17 protein-coding genes are annotated in these 19,637 nt (G+C 72.3%); 4 read left to right on the top strand and 13 right to left on the bottom strand.

The window, feature by feature from the left end; genetic code table 11:
- Positions 1–76: 76 nt before the first annotated feature.
- On the bottom strand, positions 77–1,660 hold the full coding sequence (locus ACWD1Z_RS13560; RefSeq protein ID WP_451118330.1) for a purine-cytosine permease family protein: 1,584 nt from the start codon (positions 1,658–1,660) through the stop codon (positions 77–79).
- 416 nt (positions 1,661–2,076) lie between these two features.
- Between ACWD1Z_RS13560 and ACWD1Z_RS13555 the strand changes: the two genes are divergently transcribed.
- Positions 2,077–2,511 carry a protease inhibitor gene (locus tag ACWD1Z_RS13555; RefSeq protein WP_451118328.1) on the top strand — a complete coding sequence of 145 codons (435 nt, stop codon included), beginning with the start codon at positions 2,077–2,079 and terminating at the stop codon, positions 2,509–2,511.
- Positions 2,512–2,650: 139 nt separating this feature from the next.
- On the opposite strand, the gene ACWD1Z_RS13550 is transcribed toward ACWD1Z_RS13555, so the two are convergent.
- From ACWD1Z_RS13550 to ACWD1Z_RS13505, 10 genes are all read right to left on the bottom strand, one after another.
- Positions 2,651–3,466, bottom strand: a complete 816-nt coding sequence (locus ACWD1Z_RS13550) for a VOC family protein (RefSeq protein WP_451118326.1) — start codon at positions 3,464–3,466, stop codon at positions 2,651–2,653.
- Positions 3,467–3,610: 144 nt separating this feature from the next.
- Positions 3,611–3,808 (bottom strand): CDGSH iron-sulfur domain-containing protein, encoded by a 198-nt coding sequence (locus ACWD1Z_RS13545; protein WP_451118324.1) that lies wholly within the window; start codon positions 3,806–3,808, stop codon positions 3,611–3,613.
- Entirely contained in the window at positions 3,789–4,463 is a 675-nt protein-coding gene (locus tag ACWD1Z_RS13540; RefSeq protein ID WP_451118322.1) for a HemK2/MTQ2 family protein methyltransferase, read from the bottom strand. Before ACWD1Z_RS13540 ends, ACWD1Z_RS13545 begins: the two co-directional genes overlap by 20 nt.
- A complete protein-coding gene (locus tag ACWD1Z_RS13535; protein ID WP_451118320.1) occupies positions 4,464–5,498 on the bottom strand; it encodes an iron-containing redox enzyme family protein in 1,035 nt (344 codons plus the stop codon).
- Positions 5,499–5,710: 212 nt separating this feature from the next.
- Positions 5,711–6,736, bottom strand: a complete 1,026-nt coding sequence (locus ACWD1Z_RS13530; RefSeq protein ID WP_451118319.1) for a Ppx/GppA phosphatase family protein — start codon at positions 6,734–6,736, stop codon at positions 5,711–5,713.
- 92 nt (positions 6,737–6,828) lie between these two features.
- Complete coding sequence (locus tag ACWD1Z_RS13525) at positions 6,829–9,645, bottom strand: NHLP bacteriocin export ABC transporter permease/ATPase subunit (protein ID WP_451118317.1); 2,817 nt, start codon at positions 9,643–9,645, stop codon at positions 6,829–6,831.
- A gap of 1 nt (position 9,646) precedes the next feature.
- A complete protein-coding gene (locus tag ACWD1Z_RS13520; RefSeq protein ID WP_451118315.1) occupies positions 9,647–11,869 on the bottom strand; it encodes an NHLP family bacteriocin export ABC transporter peptidase/permease/ATPase subunit in 2,223 nt (740 codons plus the stop codon).
- A complete protein-coding gene (locus ACWD1Z_RS13515; protein ID WP_451118313.1) occupies positions 11,866–12,672 on the bottom strand; it encodes an HlyD family efflux transporter periplasmic adaptor subunit in 807 nt (268 codons plus the stop codon). The genes ACWD1Z_RS13520 and ACWD1Z_RS13515 overlap by 4 nt, the downstream gene beginning before the upstream one ends.
- 136 nt (positions 12,673–12,808) lie before the next feature.
- Positions 12,809–13,024, bottom strand: coding sequence for a type A2 lantipeptide (locus tag ACWD1Z_RS13510; protein ID WP_451118311.1), 216 nt, complete (start codon positions 13,022–13,024; stop codon positions 12,809–12,811).
- Positions 13,025–13,477: 453 nt separating this feature from the next.
- Positions 13,478–13,891 (bottom strand): PaaI family thioesterase, encoded by a 414-nt coding sequence (locus tag ACWD1Z_RS13505; RefSeq protein ID WP_451118310.1) that lies wholly within the window; start codon positions 13,889–13,891, stop codon positions 13,478–13,480.
- Positions 13,892–14,079: 188 nt separating this feature from the next.
- On the opposite strand from ACWD1Z_RS13505, the gene ACWD1Z_RS13500 reads away from it, so the two are divergent.
- Positions 14,080–15,366 carry a S1 family peptidase gene (locus ACWD1Z_RS13500; RefSeq protein WP_451118308.1) on the top strand — a complete coding sequence of 429 codons (1,287 nt, stop codon included), beginning with the start codon at positions 14,080–14,082 and terminating at the stop codon, positions 15,364–15,366.
- A 162-nt stretch (positions 15,367–15,528) separates the two neighbouring features.
- Positions 15,529–15,663: a hypothetical protein gene (locus ACWD1Z_RS13495; RefSeq protein ID WP_451118307.1), complete on the top strand. Its 135-nt coding sequence runs from the start codon at positions 15,529–15,531 to the stop codon at positions 15,661–15,663.
- A gap of 33 nt (positions 15,664–15,696) precedes the next feature.
- On the opposite strand, the gene ACWD1Z_RS13490 is transcribed toward ACWD1Z_RS13495, so the two are convergent.
- Positions 15,697–17,853 (bottom strand): SpoIIE family protein phosphatase, encoded by a 2,157-nt coding sequence (locus ACWD1Z_RS13490; RefSeq protein WP_451118472.1) that lies wholly within the window; start codon positions 17,851–17,853, stop codon positions 15,697–15,699.
- Between the two features lie 312 nt (positions 17,854–18,165).
- Here ACWD1Z_RS13490 and ACWD1Z_RS13485 point away from each other — a divergent pair, with 312 nt between their 5' ends.
- Positions 18,166–18,774, top strand: a complete 609-nt coding sequence (locus ACWD1Z_RS13485) for a LuxR C-terminal-related transcriptional regulator (RefSeq protein ID WP_451118305.1) — start codon at positions 18,166–18,168, stop codon at positions 18,772–18,774.
- A gap of 614 nt (positions 18,775–19,388) precedes the next feature.
- On the opposite strand, the gene ACWD1Z_RS13480 is transcribed toward ACWD1Z_RS13485, so the two are convergent.
- Positions 19,389–19,511, bottom strand: a complete 123-nt coding sequence (locus tag ACWD1Z_RS13480; RefSeq protein ID WP_451118303.1) for a hypothetical protein — start codon at positions 19,509–19,511, stop codon at positions 19,389–19,391.
- Positions 19,512–19,637: the final 126 nt, after the last annotated feature.

Here is a 19,637-nt window from a genome sequence, read left to right as displayed (position 1 = left end):
TGCCCGGTGCCGAGGTTGACCGAATTCCGTCCACCTCGCCCCCCGCCCGCGTACCCAGCCACCGGCACGACGTGCGTCAGGCCCGCACCGTGGCCGAAGGGTCCGGCAGCGGCCCCTCGGCGCCGGGTCCGGTGACGGGCGGCACCGGGACGTCCACGGTGCGGGCCAGTCGCGCGCCCTCGGGCCCGTAGACGGCCCGGGGTTCGGGGAACAGCCGCAGCAGCGTCAGGAACAGCACGGCGGCCACGGCCATGGACAGCGGCAGGCTGATGTCGACGCCGTCGGCGAGGTCGCCGAAGGGGCCGACGAACTGCCCGGGGACGTTGGTGAAGAGCACCCCGAGCAGCGCGGCGACCCACCAGGCGGTCAGGCCGCGCCAGTTCCAGCCGTGCGCGAACCAGTAACGGCCGCCGCGCTGACGGCGGTTGAACACCTGGAGCGCCTCCGGGTCGTACCAGCCGCGCCGGGTCCAGAAGCCCAGCATCATCACGACCATCCACGGGGTGGTGCAGGTGATGATCACCGTGGCGAAGGTGGAGATCGACTGCACCAGGTTGAGGCCGAACCGCCCGACGAAGATGAACGCGATGGCGAGCGCGCCGACCAGCACCGTCGCCTGCACCCGGGACAGCCGCGGGAACACCGAGGAGAAGTCCAGCCCGGTGCCGTACAGGGCCGTGGTGCCGGTCGACATGCCGCCGATCAGCGCGATCAGGCACACCGGAAGGAAGAACCAGCCCGGTGAGACGGCGAGGAGACCGCCGACGAAGTCCGGGGCGGCCGGATCGACGTACTCGGGCGCCTTGTTCGCGATGATGCTCGCGGTCGCCAGACCGAACACGAACGGCAGCAGGGTCGCGATCTGCGACAGGAACGCGGCGGCGATCACCTTGCGGCGCGGGGTGCTCGCCGGGATGTACCGCGACCAGTCGCCGAGGAACGCCCCGAACGACACCGGGTTGGACAGCACGATCAGGGCCGCGCCGATGAAGGACGGCCAGAACAGCGCCTGGGTCCCGGCGTCGGCGGAGTCGGTGAACACCCCCGCGTACGAGGGGTCGAAGTCCCCGGCGAAGGCCACCGCGCCGAGCACGAACAGCGCGCTCGCCGAGATCACCGCGAGCTTGTTGACGAACAGCATGAACCGGAAGCCGTAGACGCACACCGCGAGGACGAGCCCGGCGAACAGCGCGTAGGCCACGACGTACGACAGATCGCCGCGGCCCAGGCCGAAGAGCCGGTGCGCGCCGCCGACCAGGGCGTCGCCGGAGCTCCACACGGAGATCGAGAAGAAGGCGACGGCGGTCAGCAGGGAGAGGAACGAGCCGACCACGCGGCCGTGCACCCCGAGGTGCGCGGAGGAGGAGACGGCGTTGTTGGTGCCGTTGACCGGGCCGAACACGGCCATCGGGCACAGGATCAGCGCGCCCGCGACCACGCCGAGGAGGGTGGCGGCCAGGCCCTGCCAGAAGGAGAGACCGAACAGGATCGGGAAGGCGCCGAGCACGCAGGTGGAGAAGGTGTTGGCACCGCCGAAGGCCAGCCGGAACAGGTCCAGCGGGGTGGCGGTGCGGTCGGCGTCGGGGATGCGGTCCACGCCGTGGGACTCGACCTCGGTCAGGGACGGGGGAGTTGACGGCGACGGGGGAGTCGGGGACAAGGCGGGCTCCAGCGGGGACGGGGTCTGCCGACCGTACGGCCATGGTCAAGTCCCGTACCAGGTGGCGGTTCATCCATCTTTCGCTGCGTCAATGGATGAATCCTCCACGGCCTCCAGGGGCGGTTTCGATGTCAGGAAGTGATCGAGCGAGGGCGGAATCGGAATGTTTCAGGCCTATTGCAGAGCGCGGGGTATTCGGCCAGTTGGCTGCTTCGGGCGATCAAGATCCGGCCGTTGCAAGGGTTGGAACGTTCGAATTCCGTTACTTCACGCCACTGATTCAATACGCAAGGTTACTGAAACACATGGGGTCGATGTGTGTTCCGGCGGCGGACTCGGCAGACTCGCGGTCGCCGGTTCCGGCCCGATCGGGCGGCCTCCGGCACACCCCCGAATCGAGCGGAAGGATGCACACAATGCGGAACACCGCGCGCTGGACAGCAACCCTGGGCCTGACGGCGGCAGCCGTCTGCGGCCCTCTCGCCGGAGCCGCCCCCGCGGCCCCCGGCAACGCGCCCGGCTCGCTCTACGCCCCCTCCGCGCTCGTGCTCACCGTGGCGCACGGTGAGAGCGCGGCGCTCGCCGCACCGGAGCGCGCCGTGACCCTCGTCTGCACGCCAGCGCCCTCCGGCACGCACCCGGCGGCCGGCCGGGCCTGCGCCGAACTGCGCGCGGCCCAAGGAGACTTCGACGCGCTCGCGAGCGACGACGACATCCTGTGCACCAGGGAGTACGACCCCGTCGTCGTCACCGTCGACGGTGTCTGGCGCGGAGAGCGCGTCTCCTACGAGCGCACCTTCTCCAACGAGTGCGTGAAGAGCTCCCTCGGAGCGAGCGTCTTCGCGTTCTGAGGGACCGGGATCGCATGGCCGGCGTGATCATGTGCAGCGGCCCGTGACTGGGGAGTGCGAGTCCTGTCACAGTGGCCTGCGATCTCGTATCGGGGGCCGGCCGGGCGGAGTGGGGCCGCCCGGCCGGCACCTCGTGTGTTCAGCTCTTGACGGGGGTGAGCACCACGAAGTCCGCGCCCGCCGGGTCGACGCACACCGCGAGCCGGCCCACGCCCTCGGCGTCCTCGGGGCCCATCTGCACACTGCCGCCGTTCCCGGTGACCCGGGCGACCGCGGCGTCGCAGTCCTCGACGTCGAAGACGGGGTGCCAGTACGGCTTCCCGCCGGCCAGGGCGAGGGCCTCCGTGGGCAGGCCCATGATGCCGCCCTGCATCCGCTCCTCGGGCAGGTCCGCCGGGGTGATCAGGGAGTACGTGCCCCCGCCGCCCGGCAGTTCCATGTCGCTGTACCACCAGCCGAAGACATCGCCGTAGAACTTCTTCGCGCCCTCGGGGTCGCTCGTGTACAGCTCGGTCCACGACAGGGCGCCCGGGGCGTCCACCAGCTCCACGCCGCCGTCCGTGCCGGGCTGCCAGATGGCGAACTGGCCGCCGAGCGGGTCGCTGAGCTGTGCCATCCGGCCCCACTCGCCGAGGTCCCGGGGTGCCACCCGGACCGTGCCGCCCGCCTTCTCGACCGCCTGGGTGGTGGCGTCCGCGTCGGTGACGTTGTAGTAGATCATCCAGGCCGAGCGGGCGCCCTCCTCGGTGAGCTTGCCCAGACCGGCGACGACCTTGCCGTCCTTGCGGAACATGCCGCCTTCCATGTCCTCGGCGCCTTCCGTCTCCTCGCCGCCCTGCATGGCCTCGTACTCCCAGCCGAGCACGCTGCCGTAGAAGGCCGCGGCGGCCCGCACGTCAGGGGCGCCGAGGTCGAGGAAACACGGCACGCCGTGGACGGGGTCGGTGGTGATCATGAGGTTTCCCTTCGCAGGTCCGTTCCCGTCAGCCTGGCACCGGCCCGTCGGCCGCGCACGGCGGACGGGTGGCCAGGCTGACGCGTGTGCCTTACGAAGGGATGGACCCCGCGCGCCCGCGGAACTCATCGGTGGGCGGGAAACTCAGGCCTTCTTGCGGTGACTGGTGTCGCACCAGGGATAGCGCCGACTGCGCCGGCAGGTGCACAGGGCGACACGGAAGCGGTCGGAGACGACGGTGCTGCCGTCCTCCAGCTCGATCTCCACGGGCCCTTCCATCATCAGGGGGCCCGCGCGCTGGACCTTCACCCGGCGGGGCGGCTCAGACGGTGCGTTCGGCACGGACGACCACCAGCTCTTCCTTCTCGTCGGCGGCGGACAGCAGCCCCCGCTCCCGCAGCCACTCCTCACGGGCACGCATCACCGGCCCGAACGGGATCCGGCACCGCCGGGACACGGCGGCCTTCAGCCCGGCCGCCCGCAGCCACTCCACGGTCCGGTCGGGACCGCTGAGCGAGGAATGCACCAGCAGCAGGACCCCGCCGGGCCGCAGCAGCTCGGGCCCCTCCCGGCAGATGCGGTCCAGGACGAGCCGGCCGTCGTGGCCCGCGTCCCAGGCCCGGGCGCTGCCGCGCGGCTCGGCGTCCGCGGCGGGCGTCGGCATGTACGGCGGATTGGCCAGGATGAGGTCGTACGACCGTCCGCGCACGGGCTCGAACAGGTCGCCGTGCAGGAACCGCACCGGAAGGCGGGTCCGCCAGGCGTTCAGCCGTGCCGTGCACACCGCCCGCCACGACACGTCCACGGCGGTCACGCGCGCGCCGCGCCGTGCCGCCTTCAGGGCCAGTGCGCCGGAGCCGGTTCCCACTTCGAGGACCTCGGCGCCGGTCGGCAGCGGTTCGTCGGCCAGGGCACCGGCCAGCAGCTCGGTGTCCTCCTGTGGGGCGTAGACGCCCGGTAGCACCAGAAAGTTCACAGCGCTCGAGTACCCCGACATTCAGGAGATAAGGGAGGTTTTGGATGTTTGCGGGCGCCCTTCGGCGTCCAGCGGCTCGCGCAGCGCCGACCGGCCGGCCCGCCAGTGGGTGAGCAGGCGTTCGCCGAGCCGGTCCTCCAGATAGCCGGTGACGTCGATGCCGAAGGCGATGTCCGGCGCCAGATGCGGCTCGTCGGTCAGCAGGCCGTCGATGACCTCGTGCCGGACGACCTGCTCGTGCACCGCGTCCGCCTCGACGTGCTCGTCGTAGAAGTGCTCGGCGGCGGGTCCGGCGCCCGTGCGGCGCATCGCCTCGGCCAGCCGCCGGGAGCCCGGCGAGGAAGTGATCTCCACGGCGGCGAAGTGGCCGACGAGGGCGCCCCGGAGCCTTCGCTGCAGACCGAACAGGGACATCATGTTGACCGTGGCCAGCGTCTCGGCGTCCGCCGCGTCCAGGTAGTGGCCGTACGTCGTGTCCAGGCCGAGGTCGGTCATCAGGTCGGCGAAGAGACGGGCGTGCACCCGCTCGGCGCGTCCACCGCCGAACTCGTCGAACTCCACCGCCGCCATGGCCGCCTTGGCCCGCCCCCACAGCCGGGGCAGCACCCAGGCGTGCGGGTCGGCCTCCTTGAGGTGGTACAGGGAGCGCAGCGCCGCGTACTCGCGCAGCTGCCACAGCTCACCCTCGTCGCGCAGGAAGTAGGAGACGCCCGTGCCGTCGACCGGCTCGACCAGCAGGTCGTCGATCGCGTCCGGTACGCCGTCGTGGGCGGGGGTGTCCGAGCGCAGGGCGGACTCGAAGCGGTGCTCCAGCACCGCGCGGGTCCGCAGCAGGTCGGGGTCCCATTCACGGTCGGCGGACAGGCCGGCGAAACCGCGGTAGTGCAGCTCGTAGCAGACGTACAGGGCGAGCTGGAGATCGTCGCCGTAGACGTCGGCGCTCGCCAGGTCGTCCTCGCCGGGCAGGGGGCCCGTCCCCCGCAGATACCGGATCACCGCTTCGGAGACCGGGCCGCGGGCAGCGGGCAGACGTGGTGTGTCGTGCTGGTGTGGCATGTGGGCCCGGGTACCCGCGTGGGGCGCGGCCATCCGTGCCAGAACCATTACGGCGTGGCGCGCCCCGCGCGAAGCGGTCCCTCAGCCGCCCTCGGACTCCTCCTGGGCCTCGGACATCTCGCGCAGGACCTCGTCCAGCGCCGTCTCGGACTCCTGCGGAGCGTCGTGCCGGTCGTCGCGTACGGGATTCCCCTTGGCTCCGGTCCCGGTGCTCAGCCGCTCGCGCCCGCCATGCCGTTCGATCCCGCGAGGCGCAGCGGCACCGGTTCGGGCGGCGCGGGCTCCTCGCCGGCCCGGGCGACCCGCGTCCACCAGGACGCGCCGTCCTCGATGTGGCGCAGCAGGATTCCCTCCCGGATCGCCCAGGGGCAGACGGTGACCGTCCGCAGCCCCGTGAGCTTCATCGCGGTGTGCGCGACGACCGCCCCGGCCAGGCTCTGCGCGGCCCGGGGCGCGGAGATGCCGGGCAGCCGGGAGCGCTCGGCCGCGGGCAGCGCGGCCAGCCGTTCCACCGCCCCGCGCAGGTCGCGGCTGTGCAGCGGCCGTTCCACGAAGGGGCCGTTGCGGCCGGGCGCCGCCCCGCACAACCGACCCAGCTGCTGGAACGTCCGCGAGGTCGCGACCGCCGTACGCGGTCCCTCCCAGCGGATCCGGGCCGCGACGTCCCGCAGCTGATGACGCACCCGGCGGCGCAGCGCCCGCACCTGCTCGGGCGAGGGCGGGTCGTCGTCGCCGAAGAACTCATGGGTCAGCCGCCCCGCGCCGAGCGGCAGGGAGGCCGCGAAATCCGGCAGCCGGCCCCGGCCGAAGGCCACCTCCAGCGAGCCGCCGCCGATGTCCAGCAGGGCGAGCGGTCCCGCCCGCCAGCCCATCCACCGCCGCGCCCCGAGGAACGTCAGCTCGGCCTCCAGCTCGCCGGGCAGGGTGCACAGATCCACTCCGGTGCGGGCCCGGACCGCGCCCAGTACCTCGCGCCGGTTCGGGGCGGCCCGCACCACGGCCGTGGCGAAGGCCACGGGGTCGGTCGCCCGCCACCGGGCGGCGGTTCTGCTCGCCTCGGCGACCGCGTCGACCAGCCGTTCGACCGCCTCTTCCGGAATCGCGTCCCCCGGTCTGACGTGCTGGGACAGCCGTAGTCGCCATTTGGCGGTGTGCACCGGGAGCGGTACGCCGTCATTGGCGTCGGCCACCACCAGACGGACCGTATTGGAGCCCACATCCACCACGCTGATTCGCATGGCGGCGTGTGTACCCGTTTTCCCCGCGAACGAACGGGGAAACGCCGTCTCCCAGCGGACCGGGGTCGTACTTCGGCCAGTGCCGCGAACCGTCAGGCCAGCTGGCGTCGGACCAGCTCGCGCAGGCGTCCGCCGGTGTCCGCCAGGAGCTGCGCGGGCGGCCCCTGCTGGGCCACCTTGCCGTCCTCCATCACGATCACCCGGTCCGCGTCCAGCACCGTCGACAGCCGGTGCGCGATCACGATGCGCGTCGCCGCCAGCGCCTTCGTGCTCTCGATCACCGTGCGCTGGGTCTCGTTGTCCAGCGCGCTGGTCGCCTCGTCGAAGAACAGGATCCGCGGGCGGCGGATCAGCGCCTGCGCGATCATCAGGCGCTGGCGCTGGCCGCCGGAGACCGCCCCGCTGCCCGAGACGATCGTGTGCAGTCCCATCGGCATCCGCTTGATGTCCTCGGCGAGCCCCGCCATCTCGGCCGCCGCCATCGCCTCCTCCGGCGTGTACGGCTCCGTGCCGCAGATGACGTCCAGGATCGAACCGGTGAACGGCTGCGCGTGCTGGAGCACCACCCCGCACTGGCGGCGTACGGCGGACTGGTCCAGCGCGGCCAGATCCTGGCCGTCGTACAGGACGCTGCCGGAGACCGGCCTGTCGAAGCCGATCAGCAGCCGCAGCAGCGTCGACTTGCCGCAGCCGCTCGGGCCGACGATCGCCACGAACTCGCCCTGCCGGACCGAGAAGGAGACATCGTCCAGGACCAGGGGCCCGTCGTCGGAGTAGCGGAAGGACAGGCGACGGGCCTCGATCGCGCCGGTCAGCGGGCCGGGGCGGGTGCTCGCCGCGCGGACCTCCGGGGTCGCGTCCAGCACCGGCTTGATCTCCTCGAACAGCGGCAGCGCGGCCACCGCCGAGACGAACGCGCCGGTGAGCTGGGTGACCGAGGTCAGCAGCATCGTCACCGAGGTGTTGAAGGTGAGGAACGCCGCCGCCGACATCGAGCCGCGCGCCGGGCCCGCCAGCAGCATGAACATCAGCAGCGTGCACAGCGGGAGATAGACCGCGCCCAGCACCGCGGTGAGGTTCTTGATCCGGCCCACCTTCTGCTGGAGCTCGCGGCTGCGGGCGAACTGCGCGGCCCAGGCGGCGTACGCGTAGTTCTCGGCGGCCGCCACGCGCAGCTTGGGCAGTCCGCGCAGGGTCTGGAAGGCCTGGTTGTTCAGCTTGTTGCCGAGCACCACCAGTCGCCGCTGCCAGCGCACCTGCCACAGCCCGAGCCCCAGGAACACCGCGGCGATGACCACCAGCATGCCGATCGCCGCGAGCGCCATCGGGACGCTGAACCACAGCAGCAGCCCCAGGTTCATCGCGCCGACGGTGACCGACTGGGCGACCGTGGGTCCGACCCCCGCCAGCAGCCGCCGGATCGCGCTCACGCCCATCGCCGCGCTCGCCAGCTCGCCGGTGGACCGCTCGGTGAAGAACTTCGTCGGCAGCCGCAGCAGCCGGTCCCAGACGGCCGGCTGGAGAATCGCCTCGATACGGCCCTCCAGGCGCAGGATCGTCAGGTTCTGCAGCAGCATGAAGGCGGCGGCCACCACACTGCTGACCAGCACCGCCAGGCACACCTGCACGATCAGATCCGTCTGCGCCTTCGGCACGAACTGGCCGAGCACCTTGCCGGTCGCGACCGGCACCAGCGCCCCGATCGCGACCGTCACCAGGCCGCTCAGCAGCAGGTTCGTCAGATCCCCGGCGGTGCCGCGCAGGCAGAACCTGAGCAGCCGCAGCGGGCTGAGCGCACGGTCGGGCAGGGGCCGGTAGAACATCACCGCGCGCGGCTCGAACTCCTCCGCGTTGGCCTTCTCGACGGGTGTCTCGCGGCCCGTCGCCGGGTGCACGGCGACATATCCGCCGCGCCGCCACAGCAGCGCCACCGGCGCCCCGGACAGGGCCCGGCGGCCCACCAGCGGGCCGACGTTCTCCCGCCACCAGCGGCCGTCGAGACGGACCGCCCGGGTGCGGACGCGGGAGGCGAGGGCCACCCGCTCGACCGGGTCGAGCCGGTCGCTCTCGGTGCCGCTGTGCGCGGGGTCGGCCAGCGTGATCCCGGCCGCCTCGGCGACCAGCTTGCACGCCGCGTGACTGGCGTCCGCGTCGGCGGCCGTGGCCCGCGTGCCGCCGCGCTTGCCGATCGACGCCAGCAGCGTCCGGTCGGCCTGGGCGCGCACCGCCTCACCGGCCCTGATGCCCGCCGCGGTGCGCGTCTCGTGGGTGCGCTCCAGCTGCTCGATCCAGCGGTCCAGGGTGGTCAGCAGGCGGTACTGCTGGTCGACCATGGACTGCCAGACCGCCGGGTCCATCAGCAGGTCGGCGGCGGCTTCCTGGCCGTACAGGGAGCCGTACTGGACGCTGCCGGGCGGGACCTGCATCCAGAGGACGTCGTCGTCGGTGATCTCGGCGGCGCGTTCGGTGGCCATCGGGGCCTGGAAGAGGATGGACAGGCTGCGGCCGACACCGAGGGCGAGGGCGTACTCCAGCGGGCTCGTCGTCGGCGGGACGTACCGCGGGTTGCCGTACTCGTCGTAGGACCAGGTCTGGGTGGGGGCGGGCTGGTACAGCTCGCGCAGGCCGATGCGGTGCACGACGCAGTCACGCAACGGGCGTGCCACCAGGGTGTGGTGCGGGCCCGCGACCGGGCCCAGCAGCAGCGAGCCCGCCTCCAGGCGGCCCAGATGGTGCCAGTGGCCCTGCTGTCCGGCGTCCACCGCGAACAGGTCCACGGCCCCGGACGCCACCAGCCACAGCACCTGCGGGCCTTCGAGGTCGAGCCGGCTGAACCCGGCGCAGTCGATACGGCTGCCCATCGAACCGAGGGCGTTCAGGACGAGGTCGCCCTCGTGCACGGAGGTCATCTCACCGCTCCCTGACCAGTGTCGCGTAGGCGCCGCCGCGCGCGACGAGGTCCTCGTGCCGGCCGCGCTCCACGATCGTGCCGTGCTCCAGTACGACGATCTCGTCGCTGTCGCGCACGGTGCTCAGCCGGTGCGCGATGACCACACAGGCGCAGCCGCGCTTGCGCAGGTTGTCCATCACGGTCAGCTCGGTCTCCGCGTCCAGCGCGCTGGTCACCTCGTCGAGGACGAGGATGCTGGGCCGGCGCACCAACGCCCGCGCGATCTCCAGGCGTTGGCGCTGGCCGCCGGAGAAGTTGCGGCCGTCCTGCTCGACCCTGCTGTGGATACCGCCGGGGCGGCGCACGACCACGTCGTACAGGGCCGCGTCCCGCAGGGCCTCGGTCACCGCGTCGTCCGGGACGGAGGGGTCCCACAGCGCGACGTTGTCGCGGACGGTGCCCTCGAAGAGGAACACCTCCTGGTCCACGAAGGAGACCGAGGCCGCGAGCGCGCCGCGCGGGATGTCCTCCAGCCGCTGTCCGTCGATACGGATCACGCCTTCCCAGGGCGTGTACAGGCCCGAGATCAGCCGGGACACGGTGGACTTGCCGCTGCCCGAGCCGCCGACCAGGGCCACCTGCTGACCGGGACCGACGGTGAGGTCGAACCCCGTCAACAGCGGCTTGTCCAGCGGGTTGTAGCCGAAGGTGATGTTCTGGAGCTCCACGTGCCCGTGCAGCCTGCGGGTGGAGTCGGCGCCGCCGGGGCGGTCGTAGAGCGGGTCCGCCCGGAAGTTCTCCACGTCCTTGAGGCGGGCCACGTCGGCCGCGAAGTCCTGGATGCGGCCCGCGACGCCGTTGAGACGGGTCAGCGGGGCGGTGAACCGGGTGACCAGGGCCTGGAAGGCGACCAGCAGGCCGACGGAGATATGGCCCTCGACCGCGCGCATGCCGCCGATCCACAGGATCAGCGCGCTGTTCAGGGTGGCCAGCGTGGGCGCGACCACACCGAGCCAGGCGCTCGGCACCCCGAGGCGCTGCTGCTCCTCCAGGGTGGTGGCGTGCTGTCCGGCCCATTTGCGGAAGTAGCCGTCCTCGCCGCCGGTCGCCTTCATCGTCTCGATCAGCTGAAGGCCGGTGTAGGCGGTGTTGGTGAGCCGGGCGCTGTCCGCGCGCAGCTTCGCCGTACGTGTCGCGCGCAGCCGGATCACCACCCGCATCGCCACGATGTTCAGCAGCGCGACCCCGATGCCGACGACGGTGAGCTGGGGGTCGTAGGTGTACAGCAGCAGCGCGTACAGGACGACGACCACCGCGTCCACGCCCGCCGCCGCCAGGTCGCGGGCCAGGGTCTCGGCCACCGCGTCGTTGGACTGCAGCCGCTGCACCAGGTCGGCCGGGCTGCGCTGGGAGAAGAAGGTCACCGGCAGGCGCAGCAGATGGCGCAGGAAGCGGGCGCTGGAGAGGGTGGAGGAGATGATCCGGCCGTGCAGCAGGTTGGCCTGTTGCAGCCAGGTCAGCACCACCGTGAGCAGGACGGACGCCCCCATCGACGCGAACAGCACGCCGAGCAGGGAGGTCTGGCCCCCGATCAGGAACATGTCGATGTAGGTACGGCTGAGCGCGGGCACCGCCGCGCCGACCATCACCAGCAGCAGGCTCGCCAGCACCGCCGCGGGCAGCGTGCCCGCGGTGCCGCGCAGCCGGGCCGGCATGGCGCCGAGGACGCCCGGTTTGCGGCCGCCCCTGCTGAAGCCCTCGCCGGGCTCCATCACCAGTACGACACCGGTGAAGCTGCCGTCGAAGTCCTCCATGGGCACGAAGCGGCGGCCCTTGCCGGGGTCGTTGATGTACACCCCGCGGCGGCCGAAGCGGCGGCCCATGCCGTCGTAGACGACGTAGTGGTTGAACTCCCAGAACAGTACGGCCGGGGTCCGCACCTCGGCGAGGGCGGCCGTGTCCATCTGCATGCCCTTGGCCGTGAGGCCGTAACTGCGGGCGGCCTTGAGGAGGTTGCTGGCCCGCGAGCCGTCGCGGGAGACACCGCAGGCGATCCGCAGCTCCTCCAGCGGGACGTGCTTGCCGTAGTGGCCGAGGACCATGGCGAGCGAGGCGGCGCCGCACTCCACGGCCTCCATCTGGAGCACCGTCGGCGTACGGACCGTCTTCGCCCCGCCCTTGGGCACGGGTCTCTTCGGCGGGGCGGCGCGGCGGCGGCCCCGGGTGTCCTGGGCGGCGCTCACGGCAGCAGCCAGTCGACGGGACGCTCGTCGGCGAGCCGGACGGAGGCGTCGGCCAGGGTCATCGAGGTGAGGGCGAAGGGCGGACCGTCCGCGGACGACCAGCGGTAACCGCTCTTCGTCGTACGGGACTTGTCCAGCTTCACCAGCACCGCCACCGGCCTGCCGTCCTTCGTGAACTGTTCGCCGAGCTGGCTGTCGCCGAGGAAGGAGGTGATGGACTGCGCGGACTGGGCGCCGCGGTCCACCGACGCCACCCGGCCGCGCAGCACGCCGTACTCCTCGGTGGGCACCGACTGGACGGTGAGGTCGACGGCGGCGCCGTCGGGGACGGCGGCCGCGTTCTCGGCGGGCACGTACACCGTCGCGTACAGCGGATCCCCGGCGTGGGCGACCTTCTCCACCGCGGCGACGTTGGCGCCGGTCCGGATGATCTGCCCGATGGTGGCGGCGAGCGCGGTGACCCGGCCCGCGGCGACCGTGCGCACGATCGTGTCGCCGTCGGCCGTACGGACCTTCAGGACGGGGGAGTCGGCGGGCAGCCGCTCGCCCTGCTCGGCGAGGACCGCGGTGACCTGGCCCGCTACCGGGCTCTGCAGGAGGTAGCTGCCCTGCCCGTGGGTGAGGATCGCGGGCGCGCCGACCGTGGAGGCGACCGAGCCGGTCACCGCCCACACGGAGGCCGCCGCCATGACGACGATCGTCACGGACAGCGTGAGCCAGCCCTGCGGACGGGCGAAGCGCACCGGAAGATCGAGCTCCTCCGGCGACTGGAGCCTGGCGAGGGCCTGTTGGCGGAACTGCAAGGAACTTCCCTCACCTGTGCGGGAGAGCTGTTACGGCATACGGGAGAGCTGTTACGGCATTTACGGGAGCGCTGTGGCACCCGAAGAGCCCGGAGCCGGGGGCGGCTCCGGGACTCGACGTCACAAAAAGGCGCGATCAGAGACCGGCGACCAGGTTCGTGACCGGGGCGGTGTTCAGGCCGGTGGCACCCTCGACCGTGCCGACGACCGTGTTGACCAGGCCGGAGACCGGGGCGATGCCGTCCACCATGCCGGTGACGGTGCCGAGGGCGTTCACGGAAAGGCCGCCGGAGACGTTGTCCAGCTCGGCGTCGGAGATCTCGACGGTCTCAACCTGGGGGGTGGAGTTCATGATGGAACTTCCCTTCGTATGGGTATTTCACAAGGGGGGAGCGGCCCCCTCTGGGGACAGATGACGGCCGCGACCGCAGGGCGCTCGACGCCCGTTCCCGGGTGCCGTGGCGGCTCCCGCGGTGCGATGGATCAAAGCACGCAGCCGGTCCGCGCTTCCAATCAACCCACTGCCCCACCTGGGCACTTGAGCCTCAGGGGCGGTCATCCGTGACGGTGCGGGCACGGCTTGTCGGCGACTTCTTCACATCGGTCACGGCATCGGCTCGTGCCCGCTCTTGCGGGGCGGGAGGCGAAAGCGACACTCCCGCCCCAATGGTGTGACCGGCGGTAGCGGGTTGTGGGGGAGTCCGGCCCCCGGTGACGTGGTTGGGCATTCGATGTGCAGATTCGCTGAAGCAAGGATTCCGCTCCCTGGCCGCAGCGAAGCGTCACTGAACGGATGCGGTGCGTGTCAGCCCAGAATCGCGTAGATCGTGCTCACGTGGGCCGCGATCTCGCCCGTGGTGCCGTCGGTCATCGTGATGTCGGCGAACGCCATCCGGCGGCCCAGCTTGGTGACCACCGCCTCGATCAGGACATCCGAGCCGGACACCGCCCGCTGGAACGAGGTCGACTGCTGCACCGTCGTCATCGGCCCGTAGGCCCCGCGCGCCGCCGACACGGCGATCACCGTCGCGGTGTCGGCCGCCGCCATCAGGGCCTGCCCCGACATCGCCCCGCCCTCCCGGGCCAGCCGGTCCGACCAGGGCAGCCGCAGGATCGCGCGCCGGTCGTCCAGCCCCTCCACGGTCAGACCCAGTTCGAGGACCCAGGCAGCGAAATTGTCGGCGAGGATCTTGTCGGCTTCGGCGGTGGTCATCGTCATGAGGCGAGTGTTCCCGGCCCCGGCCGCCGGGACGCGGACCGTGGCCGGATCCGCGTTTCGAGTGGGGCGCGCGGCAACGGAATTGAACGCCCCGAGTGACCCGTGCGTACCACTGGCCATCCAGGCGCCCCGAACAGCCGTCGCACGCAAGGCGGCACGGACCCCGTCCCCCCAGGAGGTCGAGAAGGTTGAGTCACAAGCGAATGCCGAAGCGCAAGGCCGCGATAGCGGCGGGCGGTGTGGCGGCGCTCGGAGCGGCGGCCATCCTGCTGCCCCAAGCCAACGCGTCCCAGGACGGCGCCTCGGACGACTCCGCAGCGCCCCGGACCCTGAAGGCGGCGGACGCCTCGGACCTCGCCTCACAGCTCGCCGGACTCCTCGGCGACGCCTTCGCCGGTTCGTACTACGACGCCGGCAGCCGGCAGTTGGTCGTCAATGTCGTCCCCGGTGACAACAACAACGTCATCGTCCAGGCGAAGAAGACGGGCGCGAAGGTCCGCGAGGTCGACAACAGCCTGGCCGAACTCGACGCCGGCGCGCGGACCCTGACGTCCGAGGCGACCATCCCGGGCACCGCCTGGGCCGTCGACCCCCGGACCAACAAGATCCTGGTCACCGCCGACAGCACCGTCACCGGCGCCAAGTGGGACCGGCTGGAGTCGACCGTGCAGGGCCTCGGCTCGGGCATGGCGACCATCAAGAAGTCCCAGGGCACCTTCAAGACCTTCCTCTCCGGCGGCGACGCCATCTTCGCGGGCGGTGCCCGCTGCTCGGCCGGCTTCAACGTCACCGCGGGTGACGGCGCCCCGGCGTTCCTGACGGCGGGTCACTGCGGGGTCGCCGCCGCCGAGTGGTCCGACGCCCAGGGAGGAGCCCCGATCGCCACCGTCGACGCGGCCACCGCCACCTTCCCCGGCGCGGGCGACTTCGCCCTGGTCAAGTACGACGACCCGGCCACCGAGGCGCCGAGCGAGGTCAACGTGGGTGGCGGTCGGACCGTCCAGATCAGCCAGGCCGCGGAGGCGGAGGTCGGCCTCCAGGTCTTCCGGATGGGCAGCACCACCGGCCTGAGCGACGGTCAGGTCCTCGGCCTCGACGCCACCGTCAACTACCCCGAGGGCACCGTCACCGGGCTCATCCAGACGAACGTCTGCGCCGAGCCCGGCGACAGCGGCGGTTCGCTCTTCACCCAGGACGGTCTCGCGATCGGCCTGACCTCGGGCGGCAGCGGCGACTGCACGGTGGGCGGCGAGACATTCTTCCAGCCGGTCACGACCGCGCTCGAAGCGGTCGGCGCGACCCTCGGCGCGGGTGACGCGGCGGGCGGCGACGCCGGGGCGGGCGAGGAGGCGGGTGCCGGTGAGGAAGCGGGTGTCGGTGAAGACGCGGGCGTCGGTGAAGACGCGGGCGTCGGCGAGGACGCCGGTGCCGGTGCCGGTGGAGCGGACGACTCCGGGCTGACCGAGACGCACTGACCCCCGTCACCGTATGACCCCGGGTGGCCGGCCCTTCGGCGGGAGGGCCGGCCATCCGGATATGACGTAATCCTTACGCCCACCCGCGAGGGACTGACGTGGACGGATCCAGCGGTGTGAACTCTTGATCGATACGATCGTCGATCTTGCGATGGAGCACTCATGAGATGGATGCGTTACGTGGTCGCCGTGGCCGCGGGCCTGGCCACCGCCCTCCCTCGGTCTTCCGGGCGCCGCGTGGGCCACGAGTGCAACGGCACCGGCGCCCAGCTCTGGAAGCAGCTCACCCCGGCCTGACCACGCGCGCCCCGGGTCCGCGCGTCGTCCGCTTCATCCCCGGGCCCGGGCCCGCAGCAACAGCACCGCCACGTCGTCGATCCGGCCCCAGGGTGTCGCGCAGGACTCCACCAGATGGTCGGCCAGCTCGTCCAGCGGAAGATCACCCGCCTCAGCCAGCACCCGCCCGAGATCGGCGAGCGCGTCCTCGATGTCGGTGCCCGGCGACTCGATCAGCCCGTCGGTGTACAGGACGAGCACGGAGCCGGGCGCGAGATCGACCTCCGTCGTCTGGTACGTGGCCGAGCCGTCGATGCCCAGCAGCGGACCCCCGGCCAGGTCCAGCACCCGAACCCGCCCGTCCGGCCGTCTCAGCAGCGGCGGCGGATGACCCGCCCGGGCCATCACGGCCCGCCCGTGCTCCGGGTCCAGCCGCAGATACAGACAGCTCGCGAAGAGATCGGCGCCCAGGTCGATCAGCAGCCGATTGGTGCTGCGCATGACCTCCCCGGGCGACTGCCCGACGGTCGTGTACGCCCGTACGGCCGTGCGGATCTGCCCCATCAGACCGGCCGCCGTCACGTTGTGTCCCTGCACGTCCCCGATCACCGCCGCGGCCTGTCCCTGCGCGGGCACCAGATCGTAGAAGTCGCCGCCGATGTCCATGCCCTGAGTGGCCGGCAGATAGCGGGCGGCCGCTTCGATGCCGGGCAGCCGCGGCAGCGAGTGCGGCAGCAGCGCCGCCTGGAGGCCATGGGCGACGTGGTGCTTGGCGTCGTAGAGCACCGCCCGCTCCAGGGCCTGCGCGATCAGCCCGCCCAGACTCGTCAGCACCGCCCGCTCGTCGGCCGGGAACGGATGCGGCTCGGCGTAGGCGAGCACCAGCGTGCCCACCGGACGGCCGGAGGCGATCAGCGGCAGATAGGCCCAGGCGGCGAACCCGTCGGGCGTGGCCTGGCGCACCGGGTACAGCCGCTGCAACTCCTCCTCGTCCTCGTAGAACGCGGGCACCCCGGTGGTCAGGGCCTGGGTGCCAGGGGTCCGTTCCTGAAGCGGCAGCCCGTCGAACCGCTCGACCACGCGCGGGTCGGGATAGCCCTGGTGGCCCAGCACATGGAGGCGGCCCGCCCGGGAACCGAGCATCACCAGGGCCTGGCTGCCCACGGCGGGGGCGATCTGGTCCGCGACCAGCTGGACGACGTCCTGCACACTCACCGCCTCGGTGAGCGCCCCGGCCAGGCTCAGCACCTGGGAGATGGTGACCAGCCGGCTCGGGGCGCCGCCGGCCGCCGGGCGGTGCGCGCGGTTCATCTCGGTCACCGCCCGCGCCCGGGTGACCCGGACGGTGAGCCCGCTGGTGCTCGGGTACAGCCGGAACGACAGCCAGTCGCCCGGCGGACGCAGCGCCACGAACGAGGTGGACTGCTGACTGAACAGCGCGGCCCGGTAGCGGTCCTCGTAGACCGGGTCGTTGAGCCACGGCACCGACGCCCACAGCTGGGTGCCCAGCAACTGGCTCACCGGTACGCCGATCAGCTCGGCCGCCGCCGCGTTGGCGAACGAGATCCGGCCGTGCAGATCGAGCGAGCAGAGCCCGTACGGCAGCCGCGCCACCATCCGCGCCGACTCGACCGTGCCGAGGGTGCCGGCGGCACCGGCCAGGACGGGGGCGGCGAGCAGATCGGGCTCCGGCAGCAGCGGGACGCTCTCCTGCAGGGCCCGGGACAGCCGGGCGGCGAGCCGGTCGCAGGCGGCGCTCAGCGTGGTGCGCTCCCGGTCCGACAGCTCGGGCGGGTGCGAACCCGGCCAGGTCACGAAGACCGCGCCGTACGCCGTGGACTCGGTGGCCACCGGCAGCGCCGCGAGCGAGAAGGGGTAGGGCAGCACCACGGAGATCCGCGGATACAGGCGGGCCATCTCCTCCTCGCCGCCCACCCAGACCAGCCGCCGTTCGCGCAGTGCGTCGGCCACCGGGATCGGCGCGCTCAGCCCCACCCGCTCCCAGGGCGCCGCGAACGCCCGGGGGAGTCCCGCCATCACCGCCATCTCCAGGACCGGCTCCTGGGGCGCCAGCAGATAGACCGCGCCGGAGTGCGCGTGGACCTCGTCCATCATCGAGGCCAGCGCGAGCGAGAGCAGCGGCCGGCCGACCCGCGTCCTGGCGGTCGCCGGTGCCTGGTGGGACGGTTGCCCGTCGGACACGTCGACCACCTCCTCGCACGGCTGGCGACGGGTCCCAGAGGTCAAATCTGCCCCTTCGCGGCTGATACCGCACGGCGAGAGCCCTCGGCGGCGAGGAGCCGGGGCGCGCATGGACGCCCGTGCAGGGGGAGGCGCGCGTGATACCCCGTTGCCGTGAGCCCATGCCCCTACATTCGATGCGCGCGGTGGGGCGCGTGAGCCGGGTGTGCGCCCCCGCGCACCCCGATGGCCGGTTCTGCGCGCACGGGAGGTGTGAGGGCCGCTAAGAATGGGACACGCGCTCAACACCGAGAACCGGCGACACATGTTGAAGGGGCGGTAGTGATCACGGTGCTTCTGGTGCACGACGCGTGTCTGGTGCGGTCGGTCCTGGCGGAGTGGCTGTGCCGGGAGCCGGACCTCAGTGTGTTCGACAGTCCTTGGGGGAGCGCTCCCACGCATGTGAAATCCCTGCGGCCGGACGTCTGCGCGGTCGATCTGGAGTGCGCGGACACGTACGGCATCCCGCCACTCGGCGAGTTATGCGTGCGCGGCTCCGACCCGGTGCACCCGAGGCTGCTGGTCCTGGCCACCGCGAACCGGCCCGGGCTGCTGAAACGGGCGGTCGAGGCGGGGGCGCTCGGCTACGTCGACAAGGAAGGCTCGCCGGAGAACCTGGTCGACGGCATACGCCGGGTCGCCAAGGGCGAACGCTTCGTCAACGACTCGCTGGGCTACGGATTCCTCAAGGCCGCGCAGATGCCGCTGACCAGGAGAGAACTGAGCGTGTTGTCCCTGGCCGCCGGGGGCGCCTCGATCGCCGAGATCGCCGGGAGCCTGCATCTGTCCAGCGGGACCGTGCGCAACTACATGGCGGCCATCACCCGCAAGACCGGGGCCCGCAACCGTATCGAGGCCATCCGCATCTCGCAGGGCGAGGGCTGGCTCTGAGCGCCCGGCGGGCACGGCGGTCCAGTCGCCGGCGAGGTCCCGGTACGGCGCCGAGCGGGCCATCAGCTCCTCGTCGATTCCGTAGGCCGTGTGCCGGCCGTCCAGGACGAGGACCCGGTCCGCCCGGCGCGCCGAGCTGATGCGGTGCGCGACGACCACCAGCGTGCCGCCCCCACGGGCCGCGAAGGCCCGTTCCGCGCGTGCCTCCGCCGTCGCGTCCAGATGGCAGGCCGCCTCGTCGAGCAGCATGAGGGGCGCGGGCGACAGATAGGCCCGGGTCAGCGCGACGAGTTGCCGCTCGCCCGCCGACAGGGCCGCCGGGTCGACCGTCGCCCGCAGCCCGCAGCCCGCAGCCCGCAGCCCGCAGCCCGCAGCCCGCAGCCCGCATTGTGCCGCCCGCAGCCCGCCGAGCGTCTTCAGCAGCGGGGTCGGCCCCACCGCCCGCCCGCGCCGCGGCGAGCAGCTCCGCCTCGGGTACCGGGCTAGGGCTCCCCGGTGTCCGGGGAAGGCCAGTCGGCCCCGGCAGGGCATGGCGAACCAGCCGCGCCCGGTGAGCTGCTCGGCGAGCGGCTGGTCGCCGGTGCCGGGGGCGGTGGTGCGGGCCAGACGGAGGATCATTCCGGCGCGGCCCCGGAGGAAACGAGGCTTCGCGCCAGCACCAGCCCGAGGCCGGCGAGGCCGCCGTGCAGGTCGGAGGCGAGGTTCTGCCGGCGCTCGCTCGGGGTCGTCTCGACCACGTCGGGGCCCGCTGCCGGTGGCCGAGCCGTTCCAGGACGTGGGCGACGCCCCTGAGAGAGCGTCGTAGAGGCCGAGCGGGGTGCCGACAGGTGGCGACGCGGTACGGGCCGGCGGCCGGTCGCTCG

It is taken from the genome of Streptomyces sp. NPDC002784 (genome assembly GCF_053592135.1).
The sequence above is the reverse complement of the archived record's forward strand: the minus strand, read 5'-3'. Positions and strand labels throughout refer to the sequence as shown.